Source organism: Pseudomonas sp. NPDC096950, assembly GCF_044762525.1.
In the GTDB taxonomy this organism is placed as follows: domain Bacteria; phylum Pseudomonadota; class Gammaproteobacteria; order Pseudomonadales; family Pseudomonadaceae; genus Aquipseudomonas.
Map to the genome: position 1 here is coordinate 8,273 of NZ_JBIWEL010000024.1, position 17,483 is coordinate 25,755.

Below are 17,483 nucleotides of genomic sequence, written 5' to 3' on the forward strand. Positions count from 1 at the left end.
AGTTACGCACGTGCCCCATGTGTAGCTTGCCGCTGGGGTAAGGGAACATCGACAGGCAGTAGAAAGTCTCCTTGCCTGGCTGTTCACTGACTTCAAAGGACTTTTGCTCGTCCCAGAACGACTGGGCGGCGGCTTCGATTTCACGGGGCTGATATTGTTCGTGCATGGCTACTTTTGAACTGAATAGGGGTGGCCTAATCCTCTTCAATGCAACGCCGGACGATGATCACGCCAAATTGGCGTTTCGGTGTCCAGGCGAGCTGGAAGTGGAGTTACAGGAAGCGCCGTAGCATACATGACCGCACTCTATCGAGGGAAACCCTGATTACAGGCGCAAGGTCCCTCAAAACCCGCCGCGAGGGCCGTTGGTCGCTGGGTTCAGCCGGTTTGTTCATGGAAGCTAAGCTCCTAATTGGGGAGTGAGTCTTATCTTCAATGAGGTGAGGGATGGTTGAGTCACAACGTAAAGTTACAAAACCGGAGCTGTATGAACGACTGATCGATCGTCTGGGGATGGCCCTGGACGCGGCGAAAACCGCTGGTCGGTTGCGTGATGAACGTCCCCTGGAGCTGGAATTGCGTGGCCTGAGCCCCGCAGAGTTTGCACTGGTCAAGGCGTATCTGGATCGCAGTGAACGTGAAACACACGGATGCTTGTCAGAAGCAGTGAAGCAACTCGACGCACCACGTTCGGCCAAGATCATCTGGCTCAAGGACAAAACACCCGGCAGGGACGCGGTAAAGGTCCGGTCTCTGCAATTCAAGTAAGGGCACTTGAAGCCATGACACATGGTTTTTTGAAGCATAGTCCTTCCGTATTAGTTGTCGCATTGCGTCAACCCACTTAGGCTTCGGGCATCTCTGGAGATGCTCGATGCCTTTTCGTTACTTCGTAAAACAACTTCTGTTGCCACCCGGCATTCTTCTGCTGTTGCTGGCGCTTGCCTGGTGGTTGCGCCGCTCACGGCCGCGACTGGCCGGACTGTGCTTTGCACTGGGGCTTGGCGGGTTCTGGCTGATGAGCCTGCCAGTGGTGGTGCAATGGAGCGCCAAGGCGCTGGAGCGAGAGCCGCCGCTGGCTCTGGATGAATGGGCGACCCTGAGCCAGCGCGCGGATGCGATCGTGGTGCTGGGGTCGGGACGTGAGCGGGGCGACTCCGCCTGGGGCGCCGACCAGCCGACCGGCATCGGCCTGGAGCGTCAGCGCTATGCCGCGCGACTGGCCAAGGCCTCCGGATTGCCGATCCTGACCACGGGCGGCCTGCATTACGGCACACCACCATCGGAAGCCAAATTGATGGCAGATTCATTACTCGATGATTTCGGCGTGACTGTGCGTTGGCAGGAAGGGCTTAGCCGCACGACCTGGGAGAATGCGCAGCTCACCGCCAAGGTGTTGCTGCCGGAAGGGATCAAGCGTGTGGTCGTGGTGACTCACGCCTCGCATATGCCGCGGGCAGTCTGGAGTTTCAAGAAGGCGGGGTTTGAAGTGGTGCCCGCACCGGTTGGGTTTCTGGGCGCGGACAATGCCCGGCCGCTGGGCGGCTGGATGCCGGAGTTCAAGTCGATCTGGCAGAGCGGGCAGTTGATGAATGAGGCGGTGGGGCAGATCGGGTATTCGCTGTTCTACCGGGGTGAGGCGGGCGCAGATTGATGCGGTGCCTGTGATGTTGCCTTCGCGAGCAAGCCCGCTCCCACACTGGACCGCATTTCAATGAAAGAACGCGGTCATCTGTGGGAGCGGGCTTGCTCGCGAAGCTTCTAAACGGTTTTCGCCATCCGACTGGCGATCAACGCCCAGCCAAACAACAACACGCACACAATGATCAGCGGCCACGAACGCCATTCCAGATACGGCGTCAGGTTGTGCATCGGCACCACTTCACCATAAAGGATGCCGCGTTCGAACTGCGGAATCTGTGCCGTGATCTGCCCGAACGGGTTGATCAGACCGGTCACGCCATTGTTGGTGGCGCGGATCATCCAGCGGCCAGCCTCAAGCGCGCGCATCTGCGCCATCTGCAAATGTTGCAGCGGGCCGATGGATTTGCCGAACCAGGTGTCGTTGCTGATGGTCAGGAGCAAATCGCTGCGGGCGGCCAGGCTGGCAGCGAATTCCGGGTAGACCACTTCATAGCAAATGAACGGTGCAATCTGATAACCCTTGGCTTGCAGCATGGCCTGATCGGCCGGTCCGCGAGCAAAGTCCGACATCGGCAAATCGAAGAACGCAATCAACCCGCGCAACACGTCCTGCAACGGAACGTACTCGCCGAACGGCACCAGTTTCTGCTTGAGGTAAGTGCCATCGCCTTCACCGACCACGGTGATGCCATTGAAGAAACGCCGCTCATGGCGGACTTCCTGGCGAATCGGCACGCCGGTAATCAGCGCAGTCTTACGCTCGGCGGCGAAGTTTCCCATCATGCTCAGGTAGCCCTCTGCGGACTCCTTGAGCACCGGCACTGCGGTTTCCGGCCAGATCAGCAGATCGACGCGCTTGGAACTCAAGCTCATGTCGCGGTACAGCGCCAGCTGCGCGTTGAGCTGCGCCGGGTCCCACTTCATGCTTTGTTCGATATTGCCCTGGATCGCCGCGACACTCAGGGCCGGGCCGGCCGGACTGGTCCAGGCATGCTCTTTGAGCAACAGGCCCGCCACCCATGGCCCGGCCAACAACACCACGCCGGCCGCAATAAAGCCTTTGCGGCCTGTGCGAATCAGCCGTGGCGCGTTCCAGATCAACGCTGCCGTCAGGGCCAGAACGAAGGAAATCAGCCACATCCCGCCAACCGGCGCGAGCCCGGCCAACGGGCCGTTGAGCTGGCTGTAACCGGAGTAGAGCCACGGGAAACCGGTAAGAAACCAGCCGCGAAACGCTTCCTGGCCGACCCACAACGCCGCAAACGCCAAAGCATCGGCCAGCGGCGCTTCGTTGCGGCGCAACCAGCGCGCCCAGATCCAGGCGGGCAGGGCGAAGAACCAGGCAATCGCGGCGGTGAAGATCAGCATCAGGAAACCGGCCAACAGCACCGAAGCGCCGCCGAAGTTGTGAATGCTGTAGTAGATCCAACTGGTGCCGGCACCAAACAGGCCGAAACCGAAGCACCAGCCACGGCCCAACGCCTGACGAGGGCTCAGTTCGCGCAAACCCGCATAAAAGAAACCGACCGCCAGCAACGCCAGCGGCCAGATATCGTACGGCGCCAACGCCAGGGTGGTGATTGCACCGGCCACCACGGCCAGCAGATTACCGGGCCAGCCGGGGCGGGTCAGACGATGCATTTCAATCCTTAGGAATTACCGGGCAATTGGAGTCAGGCGCAGCAAGTGAATCCGACGGCTGTCGGCATTCAAGATACGGAAACGATACGGGCCGATTTCAGTGATTTCGTTACGTTTTGGCAAGTGCCCGAACGCGCTCATCACCAGGCCACCCACCGTGTCGAACTCGTCGTCGGAGAACTCGCTGTCGAAGAACTCGTTGAAGTTCTCGATCGGCGTCAGCGCCTTGATCAGGAAGTCACCGCTGGGCAGTGGCTTGATGTAGCTGTCTTCTTCAACGTCATGCTCGTCTTCGATGTCGCCGACGATTTGTTCCAGCACGTCTTCGATGGTCACCAGACCGGCCACGCCGCCGTATTCGTCGATGACGATGGCCATGTGGTTGTGGTTGGCGCGGAACTCGCGCAGCAGCACATTCAGGCGCTTGGACTCCGGCACAAAAGTGGCCGGGCGCAGCAGGTCCTTGATGTTGAAGCTGTCGCCGTTCTCCTTGAGGATCAACGGCAGCAAGTCCTTGGCCAGCAACACGCCCATCACGTCATCGTGGCTTTCGCCGATCACCGGGTAGCGTGAGTGGGCCGAGTCGACCACGGCGGGCAGGAACTCGCGGGGTGTCTGGGTCGCCTTGATGCTGACCATTTGCGAGCGCGGGACCATGATGTCCCGTACTTGCAGGTCCGCAACCTGGATGGCGCCTTCGACGATGGCCAGCGCTTCGCTGTCCAACAGTTTGTTCTGGTGTGCGTCGCGCAGCAGCTCCAGCAGCTCCTGGCGGTTCTTCGGCTCGTGGGCAAAAGCCTGGGTGAGCTTACCCAGCCATGACTTCTGCCCGTTGCTCGATCGATCTTCGCTCATAGCGATTACTCTGAATCCTTTGTTGTAACGATGGGGGTTGTGTCTGTTTCGTCGTCCGCATAAGGGTCGGGATAGCCCAACTCGGCAAGCAACGTTCGTTCCAGTGCTTCCATTTCCTCGGCTTCCTCGTCATCTATATGGTCGTAACCAAGCAGATGCAAGCAACCGTGAATGACCAGATGCGCCCAATGGGCCTTTAGTTCCTTGCCTTGTTCCGCGGCTTCGCGCTCGACCACCGCTACGCAGATCACCAGATCGCCCAGCAGGGGAATGTCGAGAAACTCATCGGGGACATCGGCCGGGAACGACAATACGTTGGTGGCGTAGTCTTTCTGCCGCCAGGTGAAGTTCAGTTCGCGGGCTTCTTCTTCATCGACCAAACGAATGGTCATTTCGGAGTCGGCAGTGCGCTGGCGCAGGGCCAGTTCGCACCATTGGCGGAACTCGGCTTCGCTTGGCGCAGGCGCTTCGGTGGCCAGTTGCAGATCAAGCTCAAGCATCGTGGCGTTTATCCTTGGGCGCTTCATCGGCGACGCGATTCTCGAAGCGCTCGTAGGCTTCGACAATGCGTTGCACCAGCGGATGGCGCACGACGTCCTTGGGCATGAAATGGGTGAAGCTGATACCCGGCACGTCCTTGAGCACTTCGATCACATGGTGCAGCCCGGACTTGGTGCCTTTTGGCAGGTCGACCTGGGTGATGTCACCGGTGATGACGGCGGTGGAACCAAAGCCGATCCGGGTCAGGAACATCTTCATCTGTTCGACGGTGGTGTTCTGGCTTTCGTCGAGGATGATGAAGCTGTTGTTCAGCGTGCGACCGCGCATGTAGGCCAGCGGCGCGACTTCGATGACCTGGCGCTCGATCAGCTTGGCCACGTGTTCGAAGCCGAGCATTTCGTAGAGTGCGTCATACAGCGGGCGCAGGTACGGGTCGATCTTTTGCGACAGGTCGCCGGGCAGGAAACCGAGTTTTTCGCCCGCCTCGACCGCCGGGCGCACCAGCAGGATGCGGCGAATCTGTTCGCGTTCCAGTGCGTCTACCGCGCAGGCAACGGCCAGATAGGTCTTGCCGGTACCGGCCGGGCCGATGCCGAAATTGATGTCATTACCGAGGATTTCCTTCACGTAGCGCAGCTGATTCAAGCCGCGAGGGCGAATCATGCCTTTTTTGGTGCGCAGGGCGACGGAAGGTTCGTTGGGAGAGACGTTGTCCAGCTCTTCGACGGCGGATTCCTGCAGGAACAGGTGAACCGTATCCGGCGACAGCTCGGTACCTTTGGTTTCCCGGTACAGACGGCGAATCAGATTTTCCGCGGAAGTGGTGTGCTTGGGTTCGCCGATCAGTTCGAACTGGTTTCCGCGATTGCGGATCTCGATGGTCAGGCGCTGTTCGATCAAGCGCAGATGCTCGTCGAATTGCCCGCACAGATTGGCGAAGCGGCGAGCCTCAAAGGGCTCGAGGATGAAACGATGTGGTTCGATGGGTGCGTTCAAGGTCGTATTTAGCCGCCCTGGGGCAATTAAGATGAAATCAAGGATAACGCCAGAGGGCTGGGTGCGAAAGCTCTTAAATAACCCCAGGCAAAACACCCTCCCTTGTGGGAGCGGGCTTGCTCGCGAAGGCGGTGTGTCAGCGACATTGATGTTGACTGACACGGCCTCTTCGCGAGCAAGCCCGCTCCCACAGGGGGAAGTCGGTGTTATTGGATGAGCGAGCCCCGCAACGAGTGCGGCTGTGCGGCATCGATGTGCACGTCGGCGAACTGGCCAATCAGGGTTGGATTGTCGCAGCGGAAGTTGACGATACGGTTATTCTCGGTCCGGCCTTGCAGCTCGCCAGGGTCCTTTTTCGAATAATCGGTAACCAAAATCCGTTGGGTCGAGCCGACCATTTGTCGGCTGATCTCGAAACCCTGCTGGTTCAGGCGATGTTGCAGCGCGTTCAGGCGTTCTTTTTTCAGCTCTTCCGGCGTTTCGTCGGCGAGGTCGGCGGCCGGAGTCCCCGGGCGCTGGCTATAAACGAACGAGTAGGAGAAGTCGAAACCGACGTCTTCGATCAGCTTCATGGTCTGTTCGAAGTCTTTCTCGGTTTCGCCCGGGAAGCCGACGATAAAGTCCGAGCTGATGCAGATCCCCGGCACGGCAGCCCGCAGCTTGCGCAGTTTGGATTTGTATTCCAGCGCGGTGTGGTTGCGCTTCATCGCCGACAGAATCCGGTCCGAACCCGACTGCACCGGCAAGTGCAGGTGTTTCACCAGCTCCGGCACTTCGGCGTGGGCCTGGATCAGGCTGTCGGAAAACTCCAGCGGGTGCGACGTGGTGTAGCGAATCCGGTCGATGCCATCGACGGCGGCGACCACGCGGATCAGCTCAGCGAGGTCAGCCAGGCGCCCGTCGTGGGTGGTGCCGCGATAACCGTTGACGTTCTGCCCCAGCAGGGTCACTTCGCGCACGCCGTTTTCGGCGAGGTGAATGATCTCGGCGATCACGTCGTCGAACGGACGGCTGACTTCTTCACCGCGGGTATACGGCACCACGCAGAAGGTGCAGTACTTGCTGCAACCTTCCATCACCGACACATAGGCACTCGGCCCGTCGATGCGTGGTTCGGGCAAATGGTCGAATTTTTCGATTTCCGGGAACGATACGTCCACTTGCGGCAGCTTGGTGGCGCGGGCGGCGTCGATCATTTCCGGCAGGCGGTGCAGGGTCTGCGGGCCGAAGACCACGTCCACGTAGGGTGCGCGGTCGCGGATGGCGGCGCCTTCCTGGCTGGCCACGCAACCGCCGACGGCGATCACCATGTCCGGGTTGGCGAGTTTCAGTTCGCGCCAGCGGCCGAGCTGGGAATACACCCGGTCCTGGGCGCGCTCGCGGATGGAGCAGGTGTTGAGCAGGATCACGTCGGCATCTTCAGCGCGAGCGGTGACTTCCAGGGCCTGGTGTTCACCCAGCAGATCGACCATGCGCGAGCTGTCGTACTCGTTCATCTGGCAACCGTGGGTTTCGATGTAAAGCTTCTTGGCCATGGACAGAGTCATCACGTGATTCAAAGAACCGCGCATTATAGGGAACATGTCCCAAGGTTCCTACCGTTGTGCGTCCGGCGGCTATGCTATAGTTCGCGCCCTCATTTTTATCCCCGATGTGTTGCCCGCCCACCATGACCAAACGTGAAGCCCCAATCTATAAGGTGATTTTCCTCAATCAGGGCCAGGTGTACGAAATGTATGCCAAGCAGATCTATCAAAGTGATCTGTGGGGCTTCCTGGAAGTGGAAGAGTTCGTCTTTGGCGAGCGCACGCAAGTGGTCTTCGATCCGAGCGAAGAGAAACTCAAGGCTCAGTTCGAGGGCGTGGTGCGCAGTTTTGTGCCGATGCATTCGATTGTGCGCATCGATGAAGTCGAGCGCCTGGGCACGCCGAAAATCATCGAGGCCCGTGGTGCGGTCGGCAATGTGATGCCGTTTCCGATGCCGATGCCGGATAAGTAAGAAGTAAGACCGAGTGGCCCCATTCGCGAGCAAGCCCGCTCCCACAGTAGACCGAGTCCTTAGGTTGGAACGCGGTTAAAGGTGGGAGCGGGCTTGCTCGCGAAGGGGTCAGTCAGAACAAAACAGAAATCAGGGAAGAGGCGAAAACGGCGTACGCCCATCCGCGCTCTGCAATTCCATCAGGTATTTGCGGAAGATTTGCCCCAGCACCTGGGTAGCGACTTCCAGATCTTCGCGGGGCATTTTCTCGGCGACTTCGTCGGCGGTGTCCAACGCATCTTCTGCGCCGTTGACCGCGGCCATTTTCAGCACGATGTACGCCTGGACGTTATTGGCCGGCACGCCTTCGCCGTGGAAGAACATGGTGCCGAGTTTGAATTGCGCCTGGGCGTGGCCTTGCAGGGAGGCTTTTTCGAAGAAGGCCAAGGCTTTATTGAGGTCGCGAGGCGTGTTTTTGCCGTCGTAGTAGAACTCACCCAACTCGTATTGCGCTTGCGCATCCCCTTCATCCGACGCTTTCTGGCAGGCGGCCAGCGCTTGCGTCAGGTCTTGCGGCTGAGTATTGAGGGTGCAGCGACCCATCGCTGGGATCAACAACGAGTTGCCGCCTGCTTGTGCATACGCGAGCAGGGGCTGAAGGAGCAACAGGCAGCCCAATGCAAGGGTGCGGCCGGTGCGGTTCATGGGAATCGACTTACCTCTGAAGGGCGCGCGGACCCATCGAGGGATCCAATAAGCGCGCATTATGAAATAAGCAGGGCCAACCTTACAAAGTCTTTACTCGTTTTTCTGCTGCGCGGGGAATATATCGCCCACTTTGCGGGAGATTATTGGCGCAAGGGTAGGAAAAGACGCAGGAATGTAGGTAAAAGCTGACGCTGGCAATCGCCAACGTCAGCGGCACAGAGTTATTTCAACGCGGCGAATGCGCGCTCGGCAGCGTCCAGTGTCAGTTTCAACTCGGTTTCGCCGTGGGCGATCGAGGTGAAACCGGCTTCGAAAGCACTCGGCGCCAGGTACACGCCACCTTCCAGCATCAAGTGGAAGAAGCGCTTGAACAGGTTGGCGTCGCTGGACATCACGTCATCGAAGGTCACGATGTCGTCGGCGCCACTGAAGTACAGGCCGAACATACCGCCCGCCTGAGTGGTCACGAATGGAATGCCCGCGGCATCGGCGCGTTGTTGCAGGCCGTCAAGCAGGCGGCTGGTGTAGTCGCTCAGCTCGGCGTGGAAACCCGGACGGCTGATCAGGCGCAGGGTGGTCAGGCCGGCGGCCATGGCCAGCGGGTTACCCGACAAGGTGCCTGCCTGGTACACCGGGCCCAGCGGCGCGATGTGCGACATGATTTCGCGTTTGCCGCCGAAGCAGCCCACTGGCATGCCGCCGCCGATGATTTTGCCGAAGGTGCTCAGGTCCGGCGTTACGCCGAAGTGTGCTTGTGCACCGCCGAGTGCCACGCGGAAACCGGTCATCACTTCGTCGAAGATCAGCACCACGCCATGTTTGTCGCAGAGTGTGCGCAGGCCTTCGAGGAAACCCGGTGCCGGCGGTACGCAGTTCATGTTGCCGGCCACTGGCTCGACGATGATGCACGCCACGTCCTGGCCGACTTCGGCGAGCATGGTTTCCACGGCGTCGATGTCGTTGAACGGCAGGGTCAGGGTGTGTTTGGCGAAGTCAGCCGGGACGCCCGCCGAGCTCGGTACGCCTTGGGTCAGCAAGCCGGAACCGGCCTTGACCAGCAGGCTGTCGGAGTGGCCGTGGTAGCAACCTTCAAACTTGATGATCGCATCGCGGCCGGTGAAACCACGGGCCAGGCGAATCGCGCTCATGGTCGCTTCGGTGCCGGAGCTGACCATGCGCACCATTTCCATCGACGGCACGATCGAGCAGACCAGGTCGGCCATCTCGGTTTCCATGGCGGTCGGGGCGCCGTAGGACAAGCCGTGTTCCAGCTGTTTACGCACGGCGTCCAGCACGTCCGGGTGGCTGTGGCCGAGGATCATCGGGCCCCAGGAACCGACGTAATCGACATAACGCTTGTCGTCTTCGTCGGTGACGTAGGCGCCTTCCGCGTGTTTGAAGAACAGCGGCGTGCCGCCCACGCTCTTGAACGCGCGAACCGGCGAGTTCACGCCACCGGGGATGTGTTTTTGGGCATCGGCAAATAGTGTTTCGGAACGAGACATGATCGGGCTCTCAAATCGGATTTTAAGCTACTTAATAGAAAGCAGTTCGTTGAAGGCGCGGGCGCGGCGGGTGACTTCAGCCGTGCTCTCGGCACCAAACAGGCCATGGACCACCGCGAGCAAATCGACCCCGTGGGCCACCAGCGGCGCGGCGTTTTCCAATGTGATGCCGCCAATCGCGCAGATCGGCAGGTGCAGTTTGCTGCGGGCCTGGTCGAGCAGATCGAGACTGCACGTCGGGGCGCCGGGTTTGGTGTTGGAATTGAAGAAGCGGCCGAAGGCGACGTAACTGGCGCCTTCCTTGGCGGCTTGTTCGGCGAGTTCGAGTTGCGCGTGGCAGGTCGAACCGATGATCGCCTGGCGACCGAGCAAAGCACGGGCCGGAGTCAGCGGGCCATCGGTCTGGCCCAGATGCACGCCGACGTTCAGGCGTGCGGCCAGCTCGGCGTCGTCGTTAATGATCAGTTGAGTCTTGTAGCGATCACACAAATCCCGCAGGGCTTCGGCCTCGCGCAAACGCCGGGCCTCGTCGCTGCTCTTGTCGCGGTATTGCAGCAGCGTGACGCCGCCTTCCAGCGCCGCCTCCACGTACGAAAGAAATTTACCGGCCAGTAACTGGCTATCGGTAATGGCGTACAGGCCACGTAGTTTCATCGGGCAAGCCTCTGCGCTTCACGCATCAAAAGTTACGAACAGAAATCCAGCGGCAGGCGGCGCGGCACGAACTGGCCTTTGCCCAACTGCTCGGCATCACGCAGGGTGCGCCACGTGTAGTTAAGCGCGGTCTGCACGGCACTGGCGAGGTTTTCACCCTGGGCCAGACGACCGGCGAGGGCGCTGGCCAGGGTGCAGCCGGAACCGTGGTAACTGCCGGGCAAGCGCTGGCAGGTGAAGGTTTCGCGGCGACCGTCGCGGCTATACAGGCGATTGTGGATTTCGTGTTCGTCGCCATGGCCGCCGGTGATCAGCAGGTGTTTGACGAAAGGCAGGAGTTTTTCAGCGCACTCGTCCGCGGTGCCGTCGGGCAGTTCGGCGAGGATGCGGGCTTCGGGAAGGTTGGGGGTGGCAATGATCGACAGCGGCAGCAGGCGTTCGCGCATGGCGTAGCCGACTTCGTCCTTGCCCAGGCGTCCGCCGCCACCGGCACGCAGCACCGGGTCGCAGACCACCGGCAAATGCGGGTGCGCCGAGAGCAGTTCGACAACGGTGTCGACCATCTCCAGGGAACCGAGCATGCCCAGTTTGACCGCCGCGACTTCGGAGTCGTTGAGCACGGCGTTAGCCTGGGCCAACACCCACTCACGATCGAGGACGCGGAAGTCAGTGACATTGACCGTGTCTTGCACAGTCAGGGCAGTGACGGCCGGGGCCGCATGACAACCCTGGGCGAGCAGGGCTTCGATATCTGCCTGCAAGCCGGCGCCACCACTTGGGTCGTGGCCGGAGAGACAGAGGACAACGGGGCGAGAGCTGTAGATATTCATGGTGCGCGAGCTTACCACCAAACCTGTTTTTTTCGACCGCAGGAAGATCAAAAGATCGCAGGCTTCGCCAGCTCCTACAGAGACCTCGGCCAGACGCAAAATGGGAGGAGTTGCCGAAGGCCGCGATCTTTTTGTCACAATCTGACCGGGCAAACAGCTCTATCTTAAGGTGCTGCGCTGAAACGCCCGTTCTAGAGCCTCTGTAGGAAAAATTTCAATGGTGCTCAATGGCCATCAACGGCTATGCTAGAGTGGATCCAAACCAATAACAGGTAATACCGGTTTTACGTCTACTCAAAAGGAATGGGGGGCTTCCTGACACGACCGGACAGGCCACGCTGGGGCTTAAATGCGCTATTTGCTGATGTTGCTGTTGTGCTTGCCCCTCCTGGCGAGCGCCGTTGAATTTGACGAATTCACCCAGAGCCTTCCCCTGGGTCGAACCATGCAGGTGTACGAAGACGCGGGCGGCCAGGCGACCATCGCCGATGTCCGCGGGCAAGCCGCCGCCGGCAATTTCAAAACCCACGATAAAGCCACCCTCAACGCCGGTTATTCGCGTTCGGTGTTCTGGCTGAAAATCGACCTGCACTACCGGCCGACCAATCCGCAAGCACAACGGACCTGGTTGCTGGAACTGGCTTATCCGCCCCTCGATCACCTCGACCTGTATTTGCCCGATGCCCGCGGCGACTATCAGCTGATCCGCCGCACCGGTGACGCCCTGCCGTTCGCCAGCCGCGAGATTCGCCAGAACAACTACCTGTTCAATCTGGATTTCAAGCCTGACCAGGCGCAAACCCTGTACTTGCGTCTGCAAAGCCAGGGTTCGATCCAGGCACCGGTGACGTTGTGGTCGAGCACCGCTTACCTCGAAGAACAGCCAGTGCGTCTTTATGTACTGGGCCTGATCTACGGCGTGTTGCTGGGGATGGTGGTCTACAACCTGTTCATCTACCTCAGCGTGCGCGACACCAGTTACCTCTATTACATCTTCTATATCGCCTCGTTCGGCCTGTATCAGTTGTCGGTGAACGGCGCGGCGGTGGAGTATTTCTGGCCGGACAACCCTTGGTGGGCCAACGCCGCGACGCCGTTCTTCATCGGTTGCGCCGGGCTGTTCGGCAGCCAGTTCGCCCGCAGCTTCCTGCAAACCGCGCAACACAGTCGCTGGCTCGATCGCTTGCTGTTGGGGTTGATTGTGTTTGGTGCGGTGGTGGTCGGGTTGTCGCTGATGACCAGTTACGCCCTGGCCCTGCGCCTGGCAACGGCGCTGGCCTTGATTTTCACCGTGGTGATTTTTGCCGCCGGGATCTTCGCCTGGGGGCGCGGCCTGCGGGTGGCGCGTTACTTCATCATCGCTTGGTCGGCGTTTTTGCTCGGTGGCGTCGTCAATACGCTGATGGTGCTGGGTTACCTGCCGAACGTGTTCCTGACCATGTACGCCAGCCAGATCGGCTCGGCGATCGAAGTGGCGCTGCTGTCCCTGGCGCTGGCCGACCGCATCAACGCCATGCGTGAGCAACAGGCGCAAACCCTGTTCGATGCCGGGCAGAAACTTGAAGTGCTCAACCAGCAACTGGCCCGCAGTAACAAGCTCAAGGACGAATTCCTCGCGACCCTGACCCACGAACTGCGCACGCCGATGAACGGGGTGATCGGTTCGCTGGAGTTGATGCAGACCGTCGAGATGGACCCGGAACTGGAGCAATACCAGCAAACCGCCGCCGGTTCGGCGCGGGACATGATGCGCATGGTCAACGGCATCCTCACCCTGACCGAATTGCAGGCCGGCAAGCTCAAGGCTTACCCGGAGTCTTTCAGCCTGCGCGGCGTGCTCGATACCTTGCGTACCCAGTTCGAAGGCAATGCGTTTAGCAAGTCCCTGGACCTCAAGGTCGAAGTGACGCCGGGGCTGCCCGATCGCCTGCTCGGCGACAGCAGCAAACTGGCGCAATGCCTGGAATGCCTGCTGGACAATGCGATCAAGTTCACCCGGGTCGGCGGCGTAGCGCTGCGAGTGACAGGCAAGACCGTGGAAGAGGGACGGCTGGCCCTGTCCTTTGCGGTGATCGACACCGGCATCGGCTTTACCGATCTGGGGGAGGCGACGATGTATCAGCGTTTCTTCCAGCTCGACGGCTCGATGACCCGCGAATATGGCGGCCTGGGCGTTGGCCTGGCGATTTGTCGGCAACTGGTGGAATTGCTCGGCGGGCGCCTGACCCATCGCTCCGAACCGGGGCGCGGCAGTCGTTTCCAGCTGGATGTCGAAGTAGAGTTACCGGTCGTAGAGCCGGTGCCTGCGCCCTCGATGCCTCGGGACGCTTCCCGTCTGCGGCAGCCTCAGGACTGCACCGTGTTGTTGGTCGATGACAACAGCATCAATCAATTGGTGATGCGCGGCATGTTGCTCAAGCTCGGGTTCCGGGTGCGCACGGCGGACAGCGGCGTGACGGCGCTCGATCAATTGCAGCGTGAAGTCTTCGATGCGGTCGTGCTCGATTGTCAGTTGCCGGCCCATGACGGCGCATCCCTGTGCTGCCAGATCCGCGGCTTGCCCGGCTGCGCCGAGTTGCCGGTGTTCATGGTTGCCCTGAACGTTGATCGAGAGCACTGCCCGACGGGCGCGCTGATCGACTTCCTGAGCAAACCGGTGAAATTCGAGGATCTGCAAGCCGCGCTTTATCGCCGAGTACTTTGTTACGAGATAGGGTGAAAGCGCCGACAATTAGGCGCATATGACACTTTGTTCAGCCAAGGGCCGGTGCTTAACTGAGGTCCTGGCTGACCAAAGGAGCCCCGTCATGAACCTGCATCAGTTCGCCGAAACCCACGAAGTCACCAACCAGCCACCGTCGCTGGACGGCACCAATCTTTATCGCATCGACCTGCCGTTGCAGGAGTGGTCGCGACGGTTTGGTGCCGGTTGGGCCGAGTCGCGGATCGACGCCTACGGTGCCCTGGCCGGCGGGCCGCTGATGGAAGCCGGGTTCCTGGCCAATCAGAACAAACCGGTGTTCGTCAGCCATGACCGCTATGGTCATCGCATCGACCTGGTGGAATTTCACCCGGCTTATCACGAACTGATGCGTACCGCAGTCGAGCACGGTTTGACCTCCTCGCCGTGGGCACATCCGCAATCCGGTGCGCATGTCGCCCGGGCCTCCATGTCCTATCTGCACAGCCAGGCCGAGGCCGGCAGCGGTTGCCCGTTGACCATGACCTTCGCCAGCGTCCCGGCGATGCGCCTGCAACCGGATCTGGCCGAAAAATGGCTGCCGAAAATCCTCGCCACCGAATATGACCCGCGCAATGTCGGCATGGCCCACAAGGCTGGCGTCACCATCGGCATGGCCATGACCGAGAAACAGGGCGGCACCGACGTGCGGGCCAACACCACCAAGGCATATCCGGTTGGCGCCAGCGGTCCGGGCCAGGCGTATGAACTGGTAGGGCACAAGTGGTTCTGTTCGGCGCCAATGTGCGATGCGTTCCTGACCCTGGCTCAGACCGACAAGGGTCTGACCTGTTTCCTGCTGCCGCGCCATCGCCCGGACGACACGCGCAATCAGTTCTACATCCAGCGCCTGAAAAACAAACTCGGCAATTGCTCCAACGCCTCCAGCGAAGTGGAGTTCCGTGGCGCGCTGGCGTGGATGATCGGCGAAGAAGGCCGGGGCGTGCCGACCATCATCGAAATGGTCGCCATGACCCGCTTCGATTGCATGGTCGGTTCCAGTGCGCTGATGCGCCAGGCCTTGACCCAGGCCAGCCATCACTGCGCCCATCGCACGGTGGGCGGCAAGTTGCTCAGCGAACAACCGTTGATGCAGAACGTCCTGGCCGACCTGGCCCTGGAAAGCGAAGCCGCCCTGGCGCTGAGCCTGCGCATGGGCAAGGCGCTGGATCATCTGGATGACAGCCATGAAGCCAAATTCGCCCGGCTGGTGACGGCGGTGGGCAAGTACTGGATCTGCAAGCGCGCGCCGGGAATGATCAACGAAGCCGCCGAATGCATGGGCGGCGCCGGTTACGTCGAAGAAAGCATCCTGCCGCGCTTGTACCGTGAGGCGCCGGTGAACTCGACGTGGGAAGGTTCCGGCAACGTGCAATGCCTCGATGTGCTGCGGGCCTTGTCGAAAGAACCCGGCGTGCTGGATGTGCTGTTCAGCGAGTTGGGCGATGGGCATGGCGATAAGCGCCTGGCGGCGCACATCACGCAGTTGCAGGCAGCCTTTAAGGACACCAGCGACATTCAATACCGCGCCCGGCAGTTGACCGAGGATATTGCGCTGGGGCTTCAGGCCAAGTTGTTGCTGGAGGCCGGCAATGCGGCGGTCAGTGATGCATTTATCGCCAGCCGCCTCGGTTCCGCCGGTCGGGTGTATGGCGCGTTGCCGCGAGGGCTCGACGTTGAAGCGCTGGTCGCGCGCTCGACCCCGCAAGTCTGAACGACGCTGAACCCCAGTGGGAGTGGGCTTGCTCGCGAATGCGGTTTAACATTCAACGATGATGTTGGCTGATCCACCGCCTTCGCGAGCAAGCCCGCTCCCACAAGGGATCTGTGGTGATCACGGCATTTGTATCAGCACGCCACTGTTCCCGTGAAGCGACGATGCAGGCAAGATGAAGGTCTGCAAGTCAGAACACAGGAAGCTGATCGTGACCGAAGCGTTTATTGTCGTTCAAACCGCCGAACAAGCCGTAGACCGGCTCGCCGCCCTGCATGAGCAGGCTACTTCTGCGCTGAATCAGGCGCTCAAGCGTTACCTCAAGGATCGAGTCGAACCGGACGCCGAACAGCGTGCGATGTTTCGTTATCCCGAATTGCGCCTGACCTACCTCTGCCAGGGCGAAGTCCCGCAGACTACCCGCGCCTACGCCAAGGTCCAGTTGCCGGGGACGTACAGTGTCACCGTCACCCATCCGGCGGCGTTTCGTAAATACCTGCTGGAACAACTGGTGCCATTGATGCACGACTTCACCGTCACGGTGGAAGTCGGTGTGAGCAAGCAGAACATACCGTATCCGTACGTGGTCGAGCAGGGCGATGAGCTGGCCGGTTCCGGCGTGACCGCCGCCACGCTGGCGCGGGTGTTCCCGAGTACCGACCTGTCCGCCGCCACCGACGGCATTGCCGATGGCTTGTACGACTGGGAAAACACCGATCCGCTGCCTCTGGCCCTGTTCGATGCGGCGCGGGTGGATTTCTCCCTGCGCCGGCTGGTGCATTACACCGGTAGCGACTGGCGCCATGTGCAGCCGTGGATCCTGCTGACCAACTACCATCGTTATGTCGACCAATTCATCGTGCATGGCCTGGAGCAGTTGCGCAGCGACCCGCGTTTTGTGCGCATGGTCTTGCCGGGCAACGTGATCATCGAAAAGAGCATGGACCACGGCGAAGCCTCGGCGATTGCCGCTGGCGTGGTCTGGCACCGTTACCAGATGCCGGCCTATCACCTGATCGCCAGCGATGGCCACGGTGTGACCCTGGTGAACATCGGCGTCGGCCCGTCCAACGCCAAGAACATCACCGACCACCTCGCCGTGCTGCGTCCGCATTGCTGGCTGATGATCGGTCACTGCGGCGGCCTGCGTCAGTCCCAGACCATTGGCGACTACGTATTGGCTCACGCCTACATGCGCCGCGACGGGATTCTCGACCGGGTCGTGCCGCCGAACATTCCGATCCCTGCCCTGGCCGAAGTGCAGATGGCGTTGCAGCAAGCGGCGGCCAATATCACCGGCGAGAAGGGCGACGAACTGAAGAAACGCCTGCGCACTGGCACCGTGCTGACCTACGACGACCGTAACTGGGAATTGCGTTGGGCCCAGGAACGGCCGCTGATCAACCTGTCCCGCGCCGTGGCGGTGGACATGGAAAGCGGCACCATCGCCGCCCAGGGTTATCGCCTACGGGTGCCGTATGGCACGTTGCTGTGTGTTTCCGACAAGCCGTTGCACAGCGAAATCAAGCTGCCGGGTTCGGCCAACGCCTTCTATGAGCGCGCGGTCAGCCAGCACTTGAAGATCGGCATCGAGGCGGTGGATCTGTTGCGCACCGAACTCAACTCGTTGCACTCGCGCAAACTGCGCAGCTTCGACGAGCCGCCGTTCCGTTAACAGTCATGGCCATTTAGCGGTTGGGGCACTAGCATTAGCAGC

General features: G+C 60.6%; 15 protein-coding genes and 1 pseudogene. 6 read left to right on the top strand and 10 right to left on the bottom strand.

Going from position 1 to position 17,483, the window contains the following annotated elements; all coding sequences use genetic code 11:
* Positions 1 to 166, bottom strand: a pseudogene (locus ACIQY3_RS27460) (hypothetical protein); the annotation flags it as partial.
* A gap of 281 nt (positions 167 to 447) precedes the next feature.
* On the opposite strand from ACIQY3_RS27460, the gene ACIQY3_RS27465 reads away from it, so the two are divergent.
* Both ACIQY3_RS27465 and ACIQY3_RS27470 read left to right on the top strand, forming a co-directional pair.
* The gene (locus ACIQY3_RS27465; RefSeq protein ID WP_201198146.1) at positions 448 to 768 is read left to right on the top strand and encodes a hypothetical protein; all 321 of its coding nucleotides are present in this window, start codon (positions 448 to 450) and stop codon (positions 766 to 768) included.
* Positions 769 to 874: 106 nt separating this feature from the next.
* Positions 875 to 1,654, top strand: coding sequence for a YdcF family protein (locus ACIQY3_RS27470; protein ID WP_403026048.1), 780 nt, complete (start codon positions 875 to 877; stop codon positions 1,652 to 1,654).
* A gap of 107 nt (positions 1,655 to 1,761) precedes the next feature.
* Here the strand turns inward: ACIQY3_RS27470 and lnt are convergent, their stop codons facing one another.
* From lnt to miaB, 5 genes are all read right to left on the bottom strand, one after another.
* Positions 1,762 to 3,285: an apolipoprotein N-acyltransferase gene (gene lnt / locus ACIQY3_RS27475; protein WP_403026050.1), complete on the bottom strand. Its 1,524-nt coding sequence runs from the start codon at positions 3,283 to 3,285 to the stop codon at positions 1,762 to 1,764.
* Positions 3,286 to 3,300: 15 nt separating this feature from the next.
* Entirely contained in the window at positions 3,301 to 4,140 is an 840-nt protein-coding gene (locus ACIQY3_RS27480) for an HlyC/CorC family transporter (protein WP_027924283.1), read from the bottom strand.
* A gap of 5 nt (positions 4,141 to 4,145) precedes the next feature.
* The gene (ybeY, locus tag ACIQY3_RS27485) at positions 4,146 to 4,640 is read right to left on the bottom strand and encodes an rRNA maturation RNase YbeY (RefSeq protein ID WP_403026052.1); all 495 of its coding nucleotides are present in this window, start codon (positions 4,638 to 4,640) and stop codon (positions 4,146 to 4,148) included.
* Positions 4,633 to 5,637 (bottom strand): PhoH family protein, encoded by a 1,005-nt coding sequence (locus tag ACIQY3_RS27490; protein ID WP_403026054.1) that lies wholly within the window; start codon positions 5,635 to 5,637, stop codon positions 4,633 to 4,635. Before ACIQY3_RS27490 ends, ybeY begins: the two co-directional genes overlap by 8 nt.
* A 206-nt stretch (positions 5,638 to 5,843) precedes the next feature.
* Positions 5,844 to 7,172, bottom strand: coding sequence for a tRNA (N6-isopentenyl adenosine(37)-C2)-methylthiotransferase MiaB (gene miaB / locus ACIQY3_RS27495; RefSeq protein WP_163911539.1), 1,329 nt, complete (start codon positions 7,170 to 7,172; stop codon positions 5,844 to 5,846).
* A gap of 134 nt (positions 7,173 to 7,306) precedes the next feature.
* Here miaB and ACIQY3_RS27500 point away from each other — a divergent pair, with 134 nt between their 5' ends.
* Positions 7,307 to 7,636 carry a DUF1820 family protein gene (locus tag ACIQY3_RS27500; RefSeq protein WP_403026055.1) on the top strand — a complete coding sequence of 110 codons (330 nt, stop codon included), beginning with the start codon at positions 7,307 to 7,309 and terminating at the stop codon, positions 7,634 to 7,636.
* Positions 7,637 to 7,765: 129 nt separating this feature from the next.
* Here the strand turns inward: ACIQY3_RS27500 and ACIQY3_RS27505 are convergent, their stop codons facing one another.
* The 4 genes from ACIQY3_RS27505 to ACIQY3_RS27520 all read right to left on the bottom strand — a co-directional run bounded on the left by ACIQY3_RS27505 (position 7,766) and on the right by ACIQY3_RS27520 (position 11,312).
* The gene (locus ACIQY3_RS27505) at positions 7,766 to 8,320 is read right to left on the bottom strand and encodes a tetratricopeptide repeat protein (protein ID WP_403026057.1); all 555 of its coding nucleotides are present in this window, start codon (positions 8,318 to 8,320) and stop codon (positions 7,766 to 7,768) included.
* 224 nt (positions 8,321 to 8,544) lie between these two features.
* Entirely contained in the window at positions 8,545 to 9,828 is a 1,284-nt protein-coding gene (gene hemL, locus ACIQY3_RS27510; protein ID WP_403026059.1) for a glutamate-1-semialdehyde 2,1-aminomutase, read from the bottom strand.
* A 27-nt stretch (positions 9,829 to 9,855) separates the two neighbouring features.
* Positions 9,856 to 10,482, bottom strand: a complete 627-nt coding sequence (thiE, locus tag ACIQY3_RS27515) for a thiamine phosphate synthase (RefSeq protein WP_054052461.1) — start codon at positions 10,480 to 10,482, stop codon at positions 9,856 to 9,858.
* A 32-nt stretch (positions 10,483 to 10,514) separates the two neighbouring features.
* Complete coding sequence (locus ACIQY3_RS27520; protein WP_054052463.1) at positions 10,515 to 11,312, bottom strand: hydroxymethylpyrimidine/phosphomethylpyrimidine kinase; 798 nt, start codon at positions 11,310 to 11,312, stop codon at positions 10,515 to 10,517.
* Between the two features lie 349 nt (positions 11,313 to 11,661).
* Between ACIQY3_RS27520 and ACIQY3_RS27525 the strand changes: the two genes are divergently transcribed.
* The 3 genes from ACIQY3_RS27525 (at position 11,662) to amn (ending at position 17,441) form a co-directional block, all read left to right on the top strand.
* Positions 11,662 to 14,031, top strand: coding sequence for a 7TM diverse intracellular signaling domain-containing protein (locus tag ACIQY3_RS27525; RefSeq protein ID WP_403026061.1), 2,370 nt, complete (start codon positions 11,662 to 11,664; stop codon positions 14,029 to 14,031).
* An 88-nt stretch (positions 14,032 to 14,119) separates the two neighbouring features.
* Positions 14,120 to 15,766: an acyl-CoA dehydrogenase family protein gene (locus ACIQY3_RS27530; protein WP_403026063.1), complete on the top strand. Its 1,647-nt coding sequence runs from the start codon at positions 14,120 to 14,122 to the stop codon at positions 15,764 to 15,766.
* Between the two features lie 175 nt (positions 15,767 to 15,941).
* Positions 15,942 to 17,441 (top strand): AMP nucleosidase, encoded by a 1,500-nt coding sequence (amn, locus tag ACIQY3_RS27535; RefSeq protein ID WP_177332738.1) that lies wholly within the window; start codon positions 15,942 to 15,944, stop codon positions 17,439 to 17,441.
* Positions 17,442 to 17,483 lie beyond the last annotated feature (42 nt).